At 66.2% G+C, this 16,093-nt stretch carries 14 protein-coding genes and 7 tRNA genes; 4 read left to right on the forward strand and 17 right to left on the reverse strand.

The features are described from left to right. Positions 1-128: 128 nt before the first annotated feature. Together DID96_RS07055 and DID96_RS07060 are read right to left on the reverse strand one after the other, a co-directional pair. Entirely contained in the window at positions 129-563 is a 435-nt protein-coding gene (locus DID96_RS07055; RefSeq protein ID WP_124598642.1) for a universal stress protein, read from the reverse strand. 237 nt (positions 564-800) lie between these two features. Next, positions 801-1,703, reverse strand: a complete 903-nt coding sequence (locus DID96_RS07060) for a LysR family transcriptional regulator (RefSeq protein WP_124598645.1) — start codon at positions 1,701-1,703, stop codon at positions 801-803. Positions 1,704-1,860: 157 nt separating this feature from the next. Between DID96_RS07060 and DID96_RS07065 the strand changes: the two genes are divergently transcribed. Both DID96_RS07065 and aceB read left to right on the forward strand, forming a co-directional pair. After that, a complete protein-coding gene (locus tag DID96_RS07065) occupies positions 1,861-2,619 on the forward strand; it encodes a haloacid dehalogenase type II (RefSeq protein ID WP_124598647.1) in 759 nt (252 codons plus the stop codon). A gap of 70 nt (positions 2,620-2,689) precedes the next feature. Further along, positions 2,690-4,282, forward strand: a complete 1,593-nt coding sequence (gene aceB / locus DID96_RS07070) for a malate synthase A (RefSeq protein WP_124598650.1) — start codon at positions 2,690-2,692, stop codon at positions 4,280-4,282. A 166-nt stretch (positions 4,283-4,448) separates the two neighbouring features. Here the strand turns inward: aceB and DID96_RS07075 are convergent, their stop codons facing one another. Next, the gene (locus DID96_RS07075; protein WP_124598651.1) at positions 4,449-4,868 is read right to left on the reverse strand and encodes a gamma-glutamylcyclotransferase; all 420 of its coding nucleotides are present in this window, start codon (positions 4,866-4,868) and stop codon (positions 4,449-4,451) included. Positions 4,869-4,903: 35 nt separating this feature from the next. Beyond that, positions 4,904-5,398 (reverse strand): ribonuclease E activity regulator RraA, encoded by a 495-nt coding sequence (gene rraA, locus DID96_RS07080; RefSeq protein ID WP_124598653.1) that lies wholly within the window; start codon positions 5,396-5,398, stop codon positions 4,904-4,906. 226 nt (positions 5,399-5,624) lie between these two features. On the opposite strand from rraA, the gene DID96_RS07085 reads away from it, so the two are divergent. Continuing rightward, the gene (locus tag DID96_RS07085; protein ID WP_124598655.1) at positions 5,625-6,518 is read left to right on the forward strand and encodes a helix-turn-helix domain-containing protein; all 894 of its coding nucleotides are present in this window, start codon (positions 5,625-5,627) and stop codon (positions 6,516-6,518) included. A 24-nt stretch (positions 6,519-6,542) separates the two neighbouring features. Here the strand turns inward: DID96_RS07085 and DID96_RS07090 are convergent, their stop codons facing one another. The 9 genes from DID96_RS07090 to gltX all read right to left on the reverse strand — a co-directional run bounded on the left by DID96_RS07090 (position 6,543) and on the right by gltX (position 9,909). Next, positions 6,543-7,007, reverse strand: coding sequence for a GNAT family N-acetyltransferase (locus DID96_RS07090; protein WP_124598657.1), 465 nt, complete (start codon positions 7,005-7,007; stop codon positions 6,543-6,545). A 343-nt stretch (positions 7,008-7,350) separates the two neighbouring features. Then, a tRNA-Asp gene (locus tag DID96_RS07095) sits at positions 7,351-7,427 on the reverse strand. Positions 7,428-7,500: 73 nt separating this feature from the next. Then, positions 7,501-7,576, reverse strand: a tRNA-Glu gene (locus DID96_RS07100). 64 nt (positions 7,577-7,640) lie between these two features. After that, positions 7,641-7,717: transfer RNA gene (locus DID96_RS07105), tRNA-Asp, on the reverse strand. 80 nt (positions 7,718-7,797) lie between these two features. Beyond that, positions 7,798-7,873, reverse strand: a tRNA-Glu gene (locus DID96_RS07110). 63 nt (positions 7,874-7,936) lie between these two features. After that, positions 7,937-8,013 (reverse strand) — tRNA-Asp (locus DID96_RS07115). An 81-nt stretch (positions 8,014-8,094) separates the two neighbouring features. After that, a tRNA-Glu gene (locus tag DID96_RS07120) sits at positions 8,095-8,170 on the reverse strand. Positions 8,171-8,306: 136 nt separating this feature from the next. Then, positions 8,307-8,382, reverse strand: a tRNA-Ala gene (locus DID96_RS07125). A gap of 117 nt (positions 8,383-8,499) precedes the next feature. After that, positions 8,500-9,909 (reverse strand): glutamate--tRNA ligase, encoded by a 1,410-nt coding sequence (gene gltX, locus DID96_RS07130; protein ID WP_124598658.1) that lies wholly within the window; start codon positions 9,907-9,909, stop codon positions 8,500-8,502. Between the two features lie 177 nt (positions 9,910-10,086). Here gltX and DID96_RS07135 point away from each other — a divergent pair, with 177 nt between their 5' ends. Beyond that, positions 10,087-11,133 carry a patatin-like phospholipase family protein gene (locus tag DID96_RS07135; protein ID WP_409333763.1) on the forward strand — a complete coding sequence of 349 codons (1,047 nt, stop codon included), beginning with the start codon at positions 10,087-10,089 and terminating at the stop codon, positions 11,131-11,133. A gap of 142 nt (positions 11,134-11,275) precedes the next feature. On the opposite strand, the gene DID96_RS07140 is transcribed toward DID96_RS07135, so the two are convergent. From DID96_RS07140 to DID96_RS07155, 4 genes are all read right to left on the reverse strand, one after another. Beyond that, positions 11,276-11,962, reverse strand: coding sequence for a C40 family peptidase (locus tag DID96_RS07140; protein ID WP_124598662.1), 687 nt, complete (start codon positions 11,960-11,962; stop codon positions 11,276-11,278). 128 nt (positions 11,963-12,090) lie between these two features. Continuing rightward, a complete protein-coding gene (locus DID96_RS07145; protein WP_124598664.1) occupies positions 12,091-13,710 on the reverse strand; it encodes an ABC transporter ATP-binding protein in 1,620 nt (539 codons plus the stop codon). Further along, on the reverse strand, positions 13,707-14,804 hold the full coding sequence (locus DID96_RS07150) for an ABC transporter permease (RefSeq protein ID WP_124598666.1): 1,098 nt from the start codon (positions 14,802-14,804) through the stop codon (positions 13,707-13,709). Before DID96_RS07150 ends, DID96_RS07145 begins: the two co-directional genes overlap by 4 nt. Before the next feature lie 227 nt (positions 14,805-15,031). Next, positions 15,032-16,075: a microcin C ABC transporter permease YejB gene (locus DID96_RS07155; RefSeq protein ID WP_124598667.1), complete on the reverse strand. Its 1,044-nt coding sequence runs from the start codon at positions 16,073-16,075 to the stop codon at positions 15,032-15,034. Between the last annotated feature and the right edge of the window lie 18 nt (positions 16,076-16,093).

Consider the following 16,093-nt stretch of genomic DNA (forward strand, 5'->3'; position numbering starts at 1 on the left):
CGCGACCCGCCGCGCAGCCTGCGGGCTGCAGACGACAACGCGCGCCGGCCCTGCCCGGCGCGCATTCTTTTCGACTTCGGCCAACGGACCGGCTGCCGCACACTGCGAGTTGCGGGCTGGCGCCGGGCCTACCGATAGACGATCACCGGAATTTTCGTATGAGTCAGTACGCGCTGCGTCTCGCTGCCGATCAGCAGGCTGCCGAGCCCGCGGCGCCCGTGCGACGCCATGAAGATCACGTCGCAGCCGCCGCGTTCGGCCGCCTCGATGATGCCGAGGTACGGCGACGGATGCACGCTCGTCCAGGTGTCGCAGTCGACGCCCGCTTGCCGCGCGGCGGACTCCACCTCGTCGAGGTGCGTGCGTGCCTCGCGCTCGCTGCGCGCCCGGAAATCGGCGGGCGGCTCGATGATCACTTCCGAGAACGGCGAGTACGGATACTGCGGCAGGCACGCATAGGCCGTCACGCGCGCGCCGACCGCGCGGGCGAGGTCGATCGCGCCATCGATCGCCTTCTTCGACAGGTCGGAGCCGTCAGTCGGTACGAGGATGTGCTTGAACATCGCGCCCTCCATCGTCAGTCGCACCCGGCACGGCGCGCCGTCGCACGCCACGGCCGTCCCGCGTCCGGGGTGCCTGTCTCGATTGTAGTGTGCGATTCGGCGCGCCCGGCCCAGGCAGCGGGTTCGCCCTCATATCGGAAACACCCGGGCGGCGTCCCCGCGGCGTACCTCCGCACGCCGTCCAGGCCCGCCGCCGCCTTTGCGCACGCGGCATGCAGCGTCGCGTTCGAATCGCGCCTAGCCCCAGTAGCCGGGCCGTTCGTACGTATGCTTCAGGTAGTCGAGGAACAGCCGCACGCGCAGCGGCAAATGCCGGCGCTGCGGAAACACCGCGTGGATGCCGATCGGCGGCGCGGCAAACGCCTCGAGCACGCTGACGAGCCGGCCCGCGGCGATGTCCTCGCCGACTTCCCACCACGAGCGCCACGCGAGGCCGTGCCCGGCCAGGCACCACTCGTGCAGCACCGCGCCGTCCGAGCATTCCATCGTGCCGCTCACGCGGATCGACACGAGCTTGCCGTCCTCCTGGAACGCCCAGCCGCGCTGCTGGTTTGCATTGGCCGCGAGCGCGAGGCAGTTGTGCCGCGCGAGCTCCGCGAGCGTGGCCGGCGTGCCGCGCCGCGCGAGGTAAGCGGGCGACGCGACGCACACGCGGCGGTTCTCGCCGAGCTTCAGCGACACGAGCGACGAATCGGGCAGTTCGCCGAGCCTTACCGCACAGTCGAAGCCCTCGTTGACGAGGTCGACCATCCGGTCGGACAGGTCGAGCGTGACCGACACGTCCGGATGGGCGCAGCTGAACTCGGGCACGAGCGGCGCGACGTGCCGCCGGCCGAAGCCGGCCGGCGCGGAGATGCGCAGGTGTCCGCTCGCCTTCACGCCGCCCGCCGACACGCTCGCCTCCGCGTTCTGCATGTCGTTGATGACGCGCTGGCAGTCCTCGAGGAACGCCGACCCTTCGAACGTCAGCGTGAGCTTGCGCGTCGTGCGCACGAGCAGTTTTACGCCGAGCCGCTCCTCGAGCGCATCGAGGCGGCGGCCGATGATCGCGGGCGCGACGCCTTCCGCATGCGCAGCCGCCGACAGGCTGCCTTTCGCCGCAACCGCGGCGAAGGTTTCGATCTGTTTGAACCGGTCCATGAATCGTCCGGACAGCGGCAGCCGCCGGTCACATTGAATGAAGCAGCGACAGATTAGGTAGATGAAAGTAAAAGATCAAGTGATGTTTAGCGTCTTTTTTAGCACCGACGATCACGAATAGAATCGTTTCCGACCTCTGAAACTGGAGCGCAAGGCTATGTCGGCCACAACGACACTCTCTCCCAATGCCATCCTCTTCGACGCATACGGCACGTTGTTCGACGTGCACGCGGTCATGGCCGCGGCGGAGCAGATGTACCCCGGTCAAGGGGAACGCTTGTCGCAGCTGTGGCGACGCAAGCAGATCGAATACTCGCAGCTGCGCACGCTCGCCGATCCGGCCGGCGCCCGCTACCGCCCGTTCTGGGACGTCACGCTCGACGCGCTGCGGTTCGCCGCGCGCTCGCTCGGCCTCGCGCTCAACAGCGCTGCCGAGAAGCGCCTGATGGACGAATATGCGTGCCTGTCCACCTATCCCGACACGGTGCCCGTGCTGCGCAAGCTGCGCGCGCTCGACCCGCGTCCGCAGCTCGCGATCCTGTCGAACGGCAACCCGCAGATGCTCGACATCGCGGTGAAAAGCGCCGGCATGAACGGCCTGTTCGATCGCGTGCTGTCAGTCGACGCGGTACGCGCGTACAAGCCGTCCCCCGCCGCCTATGCGCTCGGCACCGCCGCGTTCGGGCCGAACCCGCGCGACATCGTATTCGTGTCGTCGAACGGCTGGGACGTAACGGGCGCCGCCTGGTTCGGCTACACGACGTTCTGGCTCAACCGCACGGGTGCCCCGGCCGAGGAGCTCGGCACGCCGCCCGACGGCACCGGCACGGGCATGGCCGACCTGCTCGCTTTCCTCGCCACCCCGGCTCCGTCCGGCAGAAACGCAAGCCGCGCGCGCCCCGGCCCGGGCACGTAACGCACGCGTGGCTGCCGGCCACTTCCCCCTTCACCGAAACCGCAACTGACCGACCAAGGAGATTAGACTCATGACCACCACGCTCACGCTGCCGCAAGGCATGGCGATTACCGGCGAGATCCGTCCGGGCTACGAAGCAATCCTGACGCCCGAAGCGCTCGAACTCGTCGCGGCACTGCACCGCACGTTCGAGCCGCGCCGCCAGACCCTGCTGCAGGCACGTGCCGAGCGCACGGAGCGCCTCGACGCCGGCGAGCGCCCCGATTTCCTGGCTGAAACGAAGGCCATCCGCGAAGGCGACTGGAAGGTCGCGCCGCTGCCCGCCGACCTGCAATGCCGCCGCGTCGAGATTACCGGCCCGGTCGAGCGCAAGATGATCATCAACGCGCTGAACTCGGGCGCCGATTCGTACATGACGGACTTCGAGGATTCGAACGCGCCGAGCTGGACGAACCAGATCGACGGCCAGATCAACCTGAAGGACGCGATTCGCCGCACGATCTCGCTCGAGCAGAACGGCAAGTCGTACAAGCTCAACGACAAGGTCGCGACGCTGATCGTGCGTCCGCGCGGCTGGCACCTCGACGAGAAGCACGTGACGGTCGACGGCCAGCGCGTGTCGGGCGGCATCTTCGACTTCGCGCTGTACCTGTTCCACAACGCGAAGGAACTGATCGCGCGCGGCTCGGGCCCGTACTTCTACCTGCCGAAGATGGAAAGCCATCTCGAGGCGCGCCTGTGGAACGACATCTTCGTCGCAGCGCAGGAACAGGTCGGCATCCCGCGCGGCACGATCCGCGCGACCGTGCTGATCGAGACGATCCTCGCCGCGTTCGAAATGGACGAGATCCTGTACGAACTGCGCGAACACAGCTCGGGCCTGAACGCCGGCCGCTGGGACTACATCTTCTCGGCGATCAAGAAGTTCAAGAGCGACCGCGACTTCTGCCTCGCGGAGCGCTCGAAGATCACGATGACGGTGCCGTTCATGCGCGCGTACGCGCTGCTGCTGCTGAAGACCTGCCACAAGCGCAACGCGCCGGCGATCGGCGGGATGAGCGCGCTGATCCCGATCAAGAACGATCCGGAAGCGAACGACAAGGCGATGGGCGGCGTGCGCTCGGACAAGCAGCGTGACGCGACCGACGGCTACGACGGCGGCTGGGTCGCGCACCCGGGCCTCGTGCCGATCGCGATGGAAGAGTTCGTCAAGGTGCTCGGCGACAAGCCGAACCAGATCGAGAAGCAGCGCGACGACGTGCAGGTCGAAGGCAAGAATCTGCTCGACTTCCAGCCGGAAGCGCCGATCACCGAGGCCGGCCTGCGCAACAACATCAACGTCGGCATTCATTACCTCGGCGCCTGGCTCGCGGGCAATGGCTGCGTGCCGATCCACAACCTGATGGAAGACGCGGCGACGGCCGAAATCTCCCGCTCGCAGGTGTGGCAGTGGATCCGCTCGCCGAAGGGCGTGCTCGACGACGGCCGCAAGGTGACGGCTGAACTCGTGCGCGGCTACGCGAAGACCGAGCTCGAGAACGTGAAGCAGTCGGTCGGCGGCGACACGCATCCGTACGAGCGTGCTGCGGCGATCTTCGAGCAGATGTCGACGTCGGAAGGCTTCACCGAATTCCTGACGCTGCCGCTTTACGAGGAAATCTGATCGAGCGGGTCAGGTGCGGCCGGTCAGGTGCGGCCTGCCGTGTTCGGCCGACCCCGCACGGCGACGCGAAGCGCGGTCGGCTTCGCGTCGCGGCCCGATGCGATGAAAAAAGGCGCGCTGCGAACCGAATCGCAGCGCGCCTTTCGTTTATGTACGGCGATGATCGTTACGCGCACAGGCGTTTGCGCTCCCGCCGATGCTGGACCCAGTCGCCCGACGCGATGCGCAGCTTGTCCGACACAGCGTGCGCCGCGACCGGGTAATACAGGCACGCATACTGCCGGCCGCCGAGTTCGAGCGTCACCGTCTCGGGCTTGAACAGGCTGTCGACGCCCGGATAGACACGCTCGATCTCGTCGAGCACGGGCACGAGCCGCTCGTCGACTTCATACACGTCGCCCCAGACCAGCGTCTTGCCGTCGGCCGCGGCGACCATCCCCGGGTAAGAGCCGAAATCGTACAGTTCGCCCGGCAGCGCAGCGGCGCCGACGAGCGTCGGCGCGGCGATGCCGTGCCGCACTGCCGCGTTGCCGATATCGTTGGCTTCTCCCGCTCTCAACGTGCCATAGACGAATACGTAGCGCATCGTGTTTCTCCTTCTTCGATTCGTGTGTTGCCGTATCAGGTCAACGGCGTCGCGCTGACGAGCACGCCGTCCTCGTCGACGTAGATCCATTCGCCGGGTGCGATACGCGTGCCCAGCACCGTGACGGGAATGTCCCGCTCGCCGGCGCCGCGCTTGTCGCTCTTGCGCGGATGCGTCGCGAGCGCCAGCACGCCGACGTTGCACGCACGCAGTTCCGCCGCGTCGCGCACGCATCCGTAGACCACGATGCCGGCCCAATGGTTCTTCTCGGCCAGCGCGCCAAGGTTGCCGCCGACGAGCGCGCAACGCTGGCTGCCGCCGCCGTCGACGACCAGCACGCGGCCGGCGCCGTCCTGCTCGAGCGTCGCGCGCACGAGCGAGTTGTCCTCGAACAGCTTGAGCGTCGCTGCGGGCCCCGCGAAACGCGCGGCGCCGCCGTACGGGCGCAGCGCCGGCTCGAGCACGCGCAGGGTGCCGGCAGCGAGCTGGTCTTCATGGGCATCGCAGAGATCGGTTGTTGCAAACGTCATGTCATCGGCTCCTGTCGACCGGTCTTGTCGCTTCAGCGCTTAGACCGGTCCCATGCTTCGCGGACGACCAGGGTGTGCGCCATCGCTCGGACTCTGTCCGAAGCTTTGCGGCCCGGTCCCATACAAAATTCATTTGAAGCGTGCATTATCGATCGAAAAAACCGCCGCGTGCGCTCACACGGCCCCTTCTACAATAGCGGCATCGCCGCCGCGCGCCCGAACATCCATGAATTCGTCCGCCCACGCCGACGCATCCTCCCATTACGACGTCATCGACATCCCGCCTGAATTCGCGCCGACGCCCGTCCACCCGATGCGCGTGCGCGCGCGCCAGCTCGCCGCCAGCGTGCGCATACCGCGCCACACGCATGCGTGGGCGCAGCTCGCATATGCATCGCGCGGCGTGCTGCGCGTGGCGACGGCCGGCACGACATGGATGGTGCCGCCGTCGCGCGCGATCTGGGTGCCGCCGCACGTGACGCACGAAGTCGTGATCGTCGAGGAAGCGTATCTGCGCACGCTGTACATCGACGAGTCGATCGTGCCGGGCGGGCTCGACGCATGCCGTGTCGTCGAAGTGACGGGATTGCTGCGCGAGCTGATCGTCGCACTCGATGCGCGCGACCTGAGCGCGACCCGCGAACGCATGCTCTGCGGGCTCGTGCTCGACGAAATCGGTCACGCCGAGCCGCTGCCGCTCGCGGTGCCGATGCCCGAAGAGAAGCGGTTGCGCACGCTGTGCGAGGCGGTGCTTGCGCAGCCCGCGCATGCGGAGTCGCTCGAGCACTGGGCGAGCGAGGTTGGCGCGAGTACGCGCACGATTTCACGACTGTTCAAGCAGGAACTGGGGGTGAGCTTCTCGCAATGGCGGCAGCAGGCGCTGCTCGCGCGCGCGATTCCGCTGCTCAACCAGGGGCGCCCGCTGTCGCATATCGCGCGCGAACTCGGCTACCAGAGCCAGAGCGCGTTTTCCGCGATGTTCCGGCGCGCGTTCGGCGAAAGCCCCCGCGCGTTCATGCTGCGTGGTCACGAACACCGCGGTGCGGAGGGCCTGACGACCGAGGACGGTGCACGCGACACGCCGCCGGACGCCGGCGACGCGAACGGTACGCCGACCTGACGACCTGACACCTGAGCCAGCGCGTCAGACCGGGCGCACCATGTGGCGGATCGAACCGAGCTGCGCGAGCCGCGATCCGGCGACGCGATAACCCATGCGCAGGTAGAGCCGCGCGGCCGGATTGTCGACGAACACGCGCAACTGCAGCTCGTTCAATCCGCGCGCCTTCGCCCAGCGGTGCGACATCTCGAGCAGATAGGTGCCGGCGCCATGCCCGCGATGGCCGGCTGCGATCTGCACATCGCGGATATGCAGCGAGTCGCCCTCTTCCGTTACGCGCAGTACGCCGATGCGCTCGCCGTCGGCCTCGAGAATGAAATTTTCCGATTCGCGCCAGCTCGCGTAGAACAGGTCGCTGCGCCATACGAGCCCGTGACGCTTGTAATAGCCGCCCATGTTGCCGTGCGTCAGCGCTTCGGCAAACGGGAAATCGCCAGGCTCCGCGGGACGGAGCTGATACAGGATTCGCAGGTCGGTGGGATCGAGCATCGCACGATGATCAAGGGCGCATTTCGCCACGATAGCGCAGTCCGGCCCGGATGCAATCGCGATTTTCGCGCATTGTCTGGCGAAGAAACGAAGATGCCCGCACAAGGCGGGCACGAACGCGCTACAAACGAAAATGCCCGCACGAGGCGGGCATTTTCTTTTTTGGCGGAGCGGACGGGACTCGCCCACATCCTGCCGGCCGCGGATGCGCGTGCACGCGCATCCCTTCGAGTCCCGCCGGAAGCCGCGCAGGCGGCTTCCTCCGCTCCGCAGCCAGTGCCCGCCAGCGGGCACGAACGCGCTACAAACGAAAATGCCCGCACGAGGCGGGCATTTTCTTTTTTGGCGGAGCGGACGGGACTCGAACCCGCGACCCCCGGCGTGACAGGCCGGTATTCTAACCGACTGAACTACCGCTCCAGTCTTGCTTCTTGCCTGGCAGGCGTCGGTCGCTTCCTGCCGGCGCATCGTTTGTTCGAACGACGCCGAAATCTGGCGTCCCCTAGGGGATTCGAACCCCTGTACTCACCGTGAAAGGGTGATGTCCTAGGCCTCTAGACGAAGGGGACAACGTACTGCCTACATCTCTAATACAAAAGCCCGCTCAAATGACGTCTTGAACGGGCTTCGTTCTGGCGGAGCGGACGGGGCTCGAACCCGCGACCCCCGGCGTGACAGGCCGGTATTCTAACCAACTGAACTACCGCTCCAGCTTTCTGCACCCTGACCCGCAGACGTCGATGACACTTCTGCAAGCCTTGCGACACTTCCAACGAAACGCCGCTGAATCTGGCGTCCCCTAGGGGATTCGAACCCCTGTACTCACCGTGAAAGGGTGATGTCCTAGGCCTCTAGACGAAGGGGACAACGTACTGCTTACACCTTTAATACAAAAGCCCGCTCAAAAACGTCTTGAACGGGCTTCGTTCTGGCGGAGCGGACGGGACTCGAACCCGCGACCCCCGGCGTGACAGGCCGGTATTCTAACCGACTGAACTACCGCTCCAGCTTTCTGCACCCTAACCCGCAGGACGTCGGTTACGTTCCCGCAAGCTTTGCGACACTTCCAACGAAACGCCGCTGAATCTGGCGTCCCCTAGGGGATTCGAACCCCTGTACTCACCGTGAAAGGGTGATGTCCTAGGCCTCTAGACGAAGGGGACAAAATCTTTTCAGATCTGTCTGACTTACGCTATTAATTTTTCATCAACAGCGAAGGCCGAAATTCTAACTGCTTTAAATCGTTTTGTGAAGCATTTTTTAACTACCCTGCTTCGCGAAGCGATTTGTTTGTTCTGTTGGTGGAGGTAAGCGGGATCGAACCGCTGACCTCTTGCATGCCATGCAAGCGCTCTCCCAGCTGAGCTATACCCCCTTGCAGAACAGAAATGAGATTATATGGACCAACTTTGAGCTTGTAAATACCCTTTTTGCGATTCGAGCAAAATTTTTTGCGAAGCCGCCCTCCGACGGCTTCGCGAATACTCGAACCTCAGGCCAGCACGGCCTCGATGCGCGACACGACAGCATCACGGCCGAACAGCATCAGCACCGCGTCGATCGACGGCGTATGCGTCGTGCCCGCAACCAGCAGGCGCACCGGCATCGCCAGTTGCGGCATCTTCAGCTTGTGCGCAGCCAGCGCCGCCTTCAGCGCGGCCGAGATTGCTTCCTTGGTCCACTCGGCCGTCTTCAGCGCGGCCGCAAGTTCGGCCAGCGCCGGACGCACGGCGTCGGTCACGTGCTGCGCGAGCGCGTCCGCTTCCGGCGCCGGTACGCGGTAGAACATTGCCGCGCCCTCCGCGAGCTCCTTCAGCGTCGACGTGCGATCTTTCATCAGGCCGATCACCGCTTCGAGATCGGGGCCACCCGCGAGCGCCGCGTCGTCGATGCCGGCCGCCGCGAAGAACGGCTTCGACAGGCCCGCGAGACGCGCGTTGTCCGCTTCCTTGATGTAGTGGTTGTTCAGCCAGTTCAGCTTGTTGTGGTCGTACTGCGCCGGCGACTTGCCGAGATGCTCGAGGTCGAACCATTCGACGAACTGTTCGCGCGAGAAGATCTCGGCGTCGCCGTGCGACCAGCCGAGGCGCGCCAGGTAATTCACGACCGCTTCCGGCAGATAGCCTGCGTCGCGATACGCCATCACGCTCATCGCGCCATGACGCTTGCTCATCTTCTCGCCCTGCTCGTTGAGCACGGTCGGCAGGTGCGCGTACACCGGCACCTCGCCACCAAGCGCGCGCAGGATGTTGATCTGGCGCGGCGTGTTGTTCACGTGATCGTCGCCACGGATCACGTGTGTGATCCCCATGTCGAGGTCGTCCACCACCACGCAGAAGTTGTACATCGGCGTGCCGTCCGGACGCGCGATCACGAGATCGTCGAGCTCTTCGTTCGAGATCTCGACGCGACCCTTCACCGCATCGTCCCACGCGACGGTGCCCGTCAGCGGATTGCGGAAGCGCAGCACCGGCTTCACGCCCGCGGGCGGCTCGGGCAGCACCTTGCCCGGCTCCGGACGCCACGTGCCGTCATAGCGCGGCTTCAGGCCCGCTTCACGCTGGCGCTCGCGCAGCGCGTCGAGTTCCTCGGTCGACATGTAGCACGGGTACGCGAGGCCCTCTTCGAGCATCTTCGCGAGCACCTCGCGATAGCGGTCCATCCGCTGCATCTGGTAGAACGGGCCTTCGTCGAAATCGAGGTCGAGCCACTTCATCCCTTCGAGGATCGCGTCGACCGCTTCCGCCGATGAACGCTCGACGTCGGTATCCTCGATGCGCAGCACGAACGTGCCCTTCATCTTGCGGGCGAACGCCCACGGATAGAGTGCGGAGCGGATGTTGCCGAGGTGGATGAAGCCGGTGGGGCTCGGCGCGAAGCGGGTACGGACAGGACGGGTCATAAACGGTAACTCGAACGCCTGGGGCGCGTGAATGATTCGACGCGGGATCGGCGGCGGCTGCCCGGATGCTGCAACGGGGCCGGCGATGCCCGGAACGGAAATGAAGCAGGAATTATACTCGCGCCGCCCTTCGCGCCAAGCGTGCCGCTTGCTTTATGATGTGCGCGCCGCGGCCGCCTGCCGGCGCCGCGCCGGCCGCGCGGAACTGCCGCGCCGTCGCCCGGAACATACCGGCGTGGCGGGCCCTTCGCCCGCCACCCGCCGCCCGCAGCTGGAGAACTTTCGATGTCGTCCCCTCGCCTGTCGCGCCGTCAATTCACGATCGCCGCCACTTCCGCCAGCGTCGCCGCCAGCCTCGCCGCGTGCACGTCGCTTGGCGGCAAGAGCCGCCCCGACAATGCCGCCACGGCGGTCCAACCGCACGAGAAGCCGGTGAAGATCGGCATCGCGCTCGGCGGCGGCGCCGCACGCGGCTTCGCGCACATCGGCGTGCTGAAGGGGCTCGAGGCGCGCGGCATCCCGGTCGATCTCATCGCCGGCACGAGCGCGGGCTCGGTCGTCGGTTCGCTCTACGCATCGGGGATGAACGCGCTGCAGCTCAACAAGCTCGCGCTCGACATGGACCAGTCCGCGATCAGCGACTGGGCGCTGCCGTTCCGCTCGCGTGGACTGCTGCAAGGCATCGCGCTGCAGAACTTCATCAACAAGTCTCTGAACAACCGGCCGATCGAGAAGATGACGAAGCCGCTCGGCATCGTCGCGACCGACCTGCAGAACGGCCAGCCGCTCCTGTTCCAGCAGGGCAACACGGGCCTCGCGGTGCGCGCGTCGTGCAGCGTGCCGTCGGTGTTCGAGCCGGTGAAGATCGGCAGCCGCGAGTATGTCGACGGCGGCCTCGTGAGCCCGGTGCCCGCGTCCTACGCACGCAAGATGGGCGCGACCTTCGTGATTGCGGTCGACATCTCCGCGCGCCCGGACGGCGCGGCGACCAACAACCCGATCGAGATGCTGCTGCAGACTTTCACGATCATGGGCCAGACGATCAAGACCTACGAGCTCGACAAGTACGCGGACGTCGTGATCCGCCCGAACCTCAACGCGATGGGCGGCAGCGACTTCAACCAGCGCAACGCGGCGATTCTCGCCGGTGAGGAAGCGGTCGCGCGCATCATGCCCGAACTGCAGCGCAAGCTCGCGGCGGCCCGCGGCGTCGCGGCGGCGTAAGCGCGCAGCGCGGCACCCGGGGGCGCCGGCTCGCAGAAAACGGCGCCCCGTGCCGCTTTGCTTCGGCCAGCCCCAAAGCAAAACCCCCTGTCGCCTTTCGGCGGCAGGGGGTTTTGCGTTTCGATCCGACTGCCTGCGAATGTCAGTTGCTGCCGTTGTTCGCCGCGTCGTCGCCGATCGTCGCGCGCACGCGCTGGCGCAGATCGTCAGCCTTCATCGGGAACTGCGACTCGATCCGGCGCGCGCCGGTGAAGCGCTTTTCCCAGTAGCCGCTATCGAGATCGTCGACGCGCACGGTGCTGCCCGTCGACGGCGAATGCACGAACTTGTTGTCGCCGATGTAAATGCCGACGTGCGAGAACGTGCGGCGCATCGTGTTGAAAAACACGAGGTCGCCCGGCTTGAGGTTGCTCATGCTCACCTTCTCGCCGACGCGGCTCATCTCTTCCGCGCGGCGCGGCAGCGACATGCCGAGCGTGTCCTGGAACACGTAGCGCACGAAGCCGCTGCAGTCGAGGCCGGAATCCGGCGAGTTGCCGCCCCAGCGATAGCGGACGCCGATCATGTTCAGCGCGCTGACGACGACGTCGCCCGCCTTGCCGGCCATGCCGGACAGGAACGACTTCGCGCCGCCCGTCGAAGCCGACGGCTGGACGCTGGTTGCGGAACTCTGCGAGGAATTCGACCCGGATTGTGTCGAAAATGCGGCATTCTGGTTAAAACTGCCGACTTCGTCGGCGAACGCGCCGGAAGTCGCAGCGAACAGGACGCCGATGAACATCCCGGCGACGGCGCGCGCGCATGCCTGGGTGAGGGATCGGTGCTGCATTGGTCGATGGATTATGCTTAAAAATCAGCTGATTGGCGGAAAATTTCGGTCGATACTAGCCAGCGCGTATCCGTTTGTCAAAACAAATTAAAAAATACAATCGAGATAGTCAGATCATTGGCGCCCTATCACGCTTTCCAGACCGCTTTCAATAGCTTTTGTGTGTAAGGATGTGACGGTTTCGTGAAGATGTCGGCGACCTCGCCGGACTCGACGATCGCCCCGCCCTGCATCACCGCGACGCGGTGCGCCATCGCGCCGATCACCTCCAGGTCGTGGCTGATGAACACGTAGCCGAGGTTGTATTTCTGTTGCAAATTCGCAAGCAGCTTCAGCACCTGCTGCTGGATCGACACGTCGAGCGCCGACGTCGGCTCGTCGAGGATCAGGATGCGCGGCTCGAGCACGAGCGCGCGGGCGATCGCGATCCGCTGGCGCTGCCCGCCCGAGAACTCGTGCGGATAGCGGTGCATCACGGTGCGGTCGAGGCCGACTTCGCGCAGCACCGCGAGCGACTTCGCGCGCCGCGCGTCGACCGACAAGTCCGGACGATGCAGCTCGAGCCCCTCGCCGACGATCCGCTCGATCGTGTGGCGCGGCGACAGCGAACTGAATGGATCCTGAAATACGACCTGCATGTTCGAGCGCAGCGCGGTCTGCTCGCGGCCGCGGTAGCTCGACAGCGCGCGCCCCTGGAATTCGATCTCGCCGTGCGCGGTCTTCTGCAGCCCGAGCAGCGCCATCGCGAGCGTCGACTTGCCGGACCCGGACTCGCCGACGACCCCGAGCGTCTCGCCCTGTCGCACCGACACCGACACGTCCGCGACCGCGGTCACGCTCGCCGACCGGAACCAGCCCGCCACCCCCGGCCGCTTGTGCGTGAACTGCACGGTCACGTGGCGCGCGTCGAGCAGCACGGGCGCGATCGGCATCACCGGCATCACCGCACGCTGCGGCCGGCTGTTCAGCAGACGCTGCGTGTACGGGTGCTCGGGCGCCGCGAAGATTCGCTCGACCGGCCCGCTTTCGACGAGCCGGCCGCGCTCCATCACCGCGACGCGATCGGCGAAATGCCGCACGAGGTTCAGGTCGTGCGTGATCAGCAGGATCGCCATCCCGCGCTTCTCGGCTTCCTCGCGCTGCAGTTCGAGCAGCAGTTCGACGATCTGCGCGCGGATCGTCACGTCGAGCGCGGTCGTCGGCTCGTCGGCGAGCAACAGGCGCGGGCGGCACGCGAGCGCCATCGCGATCATCGCGCGCTGCCGCTGGCCGCCCGACAGCTGGTGCGGATAGCTGTCGACACGCTTGTCCGGCTCGGCGATGCCGGTGCGCGCGAGCAGCGCGATCGCCCGCTTGCGCGCGTCCCCGGCCGCCACCCTGTCGTGCAGCATGATCGTCTCGCCGATCTGCGAGCCGATCGTGTACAGCGGATTGAGCGCCGTCATCGGCTCCTGGAAAATCATCGCGATGTCGGAGCCGCGCAGCCCGCGCATCTCGCGCTCGCTGCAGTCCGCGAGATTCCGGCCGGCGAAGCGGATCGAGCCGCTCACCTGCGCATCGCGCAGCAAGCGCAGCACCGACAGCGCGGTCACGCTCTTGCCCGAGCCCGACTCGCCGACGAGCGCGACGCGCTCGCCGCGGCCGATCGCGAGCGTCACGTCCTCGACCGCGACGGTATCGCCGAAGCGCACCTGCACGCGCTCGAGCGACAGCAGCGGTTCGTCCGGCAGCAGTGTCGACGCGCTCATAGCTGGCCTCCCGCCGCCCTCACGGAGTCGGCCATCCGCGTGTCGAGCGCATTGCGCAGCGCGTCGCCCATGAAGGTCAGCAACAGCAGCGTCGCGACTAGCACGCCGAACGTCGACAGCGAAATCCACCATGCGTCGAGATTGCCCTTGCCCTGCGCGAGCAGCTCGCCGAGGCTCGGCGTCGGCGGCGGCACGCCGAGCCCGAGAAAGTCGAGGCTCGTGAGCGCGAGAATCGCGCCGCTCATCCGGAACGGCAGGAACGTGATCACCGGCGTCAGGCTGTTCGGCAGCACGTGGCGCCAGATGATCTGCCAGTTCGACAGCCCCATCGCGCGCGCCGCACGCACGTAGTCCTGCGTGCGGTTGCGCAGGAATTCGGCGCGCACGTAGTCGGCAAGGCCGATCCAGCCGAACAGCGACAGCAGCACGATCAGCAGCAGGAAGCTCGGCTCGAAGATCGACGCGAAGATGATCAGCAGATACAGCTCGGGCAGCGAACTCCAGATCTCGATCAGGCGCTGCCCGACGATGTCGATGCGGCCGCCGAAGAAGCCCTGCACCGCGCCCGCGGCAATGCCGAGGATCGTGCCGATCAAGGTCAGGATCAGCCCGAACTCGACCGACACGCGGAACCCGTAGACGAGCCGCGCGAGCAGGTCGCGCCCCTGCGCGTCGGTGCCGAGCCAGTTCTCGCGCGACGGCGGTGCGGGGTTCGGCACCGTCGAGAAGTAATTCAGCGTGTCGTAGTGGTAGCGGTTCGGCGGATGGACGACGAAGTTGCCGGGCGCCTGGAGGCGCTTGCGGATATACGGATCGAGGTAGTCGGCGGGCGTCGGGAAGTCGCCGCCGAAGGTCGTCTCCGGATACGCATGGAACAGCGGGAAGTAATAGTGGCCGTCGTAGCGCACGACGAGCGGCTTGTCGTTCGACCACAGCGGCGCGGCGAGGCTCGCCGCGAACGCGACGACGAAGATCACGAGGCTCCAGTAGCCGAGGCGCTGCTGCGTGAAGCGCCGCCATACGCGGCGCGCGGGCGACGGCGACACGCGCGCGCGCGCGGCGTCGATGCGGGACGACACGGTGGCCTGGCTCATGCGCGCCCTCCGCGAGCCGTCCATGGTGCGTCGAAGCCCCGTCGGGAACGCGAGCGTGGGGGCCGTTTCATGTCAGCCTCCGCCGGGCCGCCCCAAGGGCGTAGCAGGGAATTCGCGGAGCAACGCTCTGCGCCTGCTCAGCCGGCTGGCTTTGCAAAGCCAGCCGTGGGCGGCTGACCGCCCCCTCGGGGGGCAGCGAGCAACGCGAGCGTGGGGGTCGTTCCATATCAGCGCTCCAGGGTCTCGAATTGAATGCGCGGGTCGACCCACACGTAGCAAAGATCGGAAATCAGCTTGGTCGCGAGCCCGATCAGCGTAAACAGATACAGCGTGCCAAGCACGACCGGGTAATCCCGCCGCACGACCGATTCGTACGACAGCAGCCCGAGGCCGTCGAGCGAGAACAGCGTCTCGATCAGCAGGCTGCCGGTGAAGAACGCGCCGATGAACGCGGCCGGGAAGCCGACGATGAGCGGCAGCATCGCGTTGCGGAACACGTGCTTCCACAGCACGGTGCGCTCGGCAAGCCCCTTCGCGCGCGCGGTCAGCACGTACTGCCGACGGATCTCGTCGAGGAATGCGTTCTTCGTCAGCATCGTGATGACCGCGAAGCTGCCGACGACCGACGCGGTGATCGGCAGCGCGATGTGCCACAGATAGTCGAGGATCTTGCCGATGAGCGACAGGTTCGCGAAGTTGTCCGACGTGAGCCCGCGCAGCGGAAACAGCTGCCAGAACGACCCGCCACCGAACAGCACGAGCAGCAGCACGCCGAGCACGAAGCCCGGAATCGCATAGCCGACGAGCACGACGAGGCTCGTCGCGACGTCGAATGGCGAGCCGTTGCGCACCGCCTTCGCGATGCCGAGCGGCACCGAGATCAGGTAGGTGAGGAAGAACGTCCAGAGCCCGATGCTGATCGACACGGGCAGCTTCTGCACGATCAGCGACCATACGCTCTGGTGGCGGAAATAGCTGTCGCCGAGGTCGAAGCGCGCGAAGCGCTTCAGCATCAGCACGTAGCGCTCGAGCGGCGGCTTGTCGAAACCGTACAGCGCCTTCAGCTGCGCGATCTGCTGCGGATCGACGCCCGTGTGTGCGCGCATCCCGAACGGCACCGCGCCCTGCTCCACCGCGCCCTTGCGCAGTTCCTGCACGGCCTGTTCGACGGGGCCGCCCGGCACGAACTGGATCACGACGAACGTGAGCGTCAGCACGCCGACGAGCGTCGGGATCATCAGCAGCAGGCGTTTGAGGATGTAGCTCCACATAGGCGTCGACTCGCGATC

This window comes from Burkholderia sp. Bp8963, from assembly GCF_003854275.1.
Classification (GTDB): Bacteria; Pseudomonadota; Gammaproteobacteria; order Burkholderiales; family Burkholderiaceae; genus Burkholderia.

Bases quoted from the DNA above. Each gene is read 5' to 3' on its own strand.
- DID96_RS07060 (WP_124598645.1), bottom strand. From the start codon at position 1,703: ATGGACCGGTTCAAACAGATCGAAACCTTCGCCGCGGTTGCGGCGAAA.
- DID96_RS07155 (WP_124598667.1), bottom strand. From the start codon at position 16,075: ATGTGGAGCTACATCCTCAAACGCCTGCTGCTGATGATCCCGACGCTC.
- DID96_RS07065 (WP_124598647.1), top strand. From the start codon at position 1,861: ATGTCGGCCACAACGACACTCTCTCCCAATGCCATCCTCTTCGACGCA.
- DID96_RS07075 (WP_124598651.1), bottom strand. From the start codon at position 4,868: ATGCGCTACGTATTCGTCTATGGCACGTTGAGAGCGGGAGAAGCCAAC.
- DID96_RS07055 (WP_124598642.1), bottom strand. From the start codon at position 563: ATGTTCAAGCACATCCTCGTACCGACTGACGGCTCCGACCTGTCGAAG.
- aceB (WP_124598650.1), top strand. From the start codon at position 2,690: ATGACCACCACGCTCACGCTGCCGCAAGGCATGGCGATTACCGGCGAG.
- DID96_RS07090 (WP_124598657.1), bottom strand. From the start codon at position 7,007: ATGCTCGATCCCACCGACCTGCGAATCCTGTATCAGCTCCGTCCCGCG.
- DID96_RS07085 (WP_124598655.1), top strand. From the start codon at position 5,625: ATGAATTCGTCCGCCCACGCCGACGCATCCTCCCATTACGACGTCATC.
- DID96_RS07145 (WP_124598664.1), bottom strand. From the start codon at position 13,710: ATGAGCGCGTCGACACTGCTGCCGGACGAACCGCTGCTGTCGCTCGAG.
- DID96_RS07150 (WP_124598666.1), bottom strand. From the start codon at position 14,804: ATGAGCCAGGCCACCGTGTCGTCCCGCATCGACGCCGCGCGCGCGCGC.
- DID96_RS07140 (WP_124598662.1), bottom strand. From the start codon at position 11,962: ATGCAGCACCGATCCCTCACCCAGGCATGCGCGCGCGCCGTCGCCGGG.
- gltX (WP_124598658.1), bottom strand. From the start codon at position 9,909: ATGACCCGTCCTGTCCGTACCCGCTTCGCGCCGAGCCCCACCGGCTTC.
- rraA (WP_124598653.1), bottom strand. From the start codon at position 5,398: ATGACGTTTGCAACAACCGATCTCTGCGATGCCCATGAAGACCAGCTC.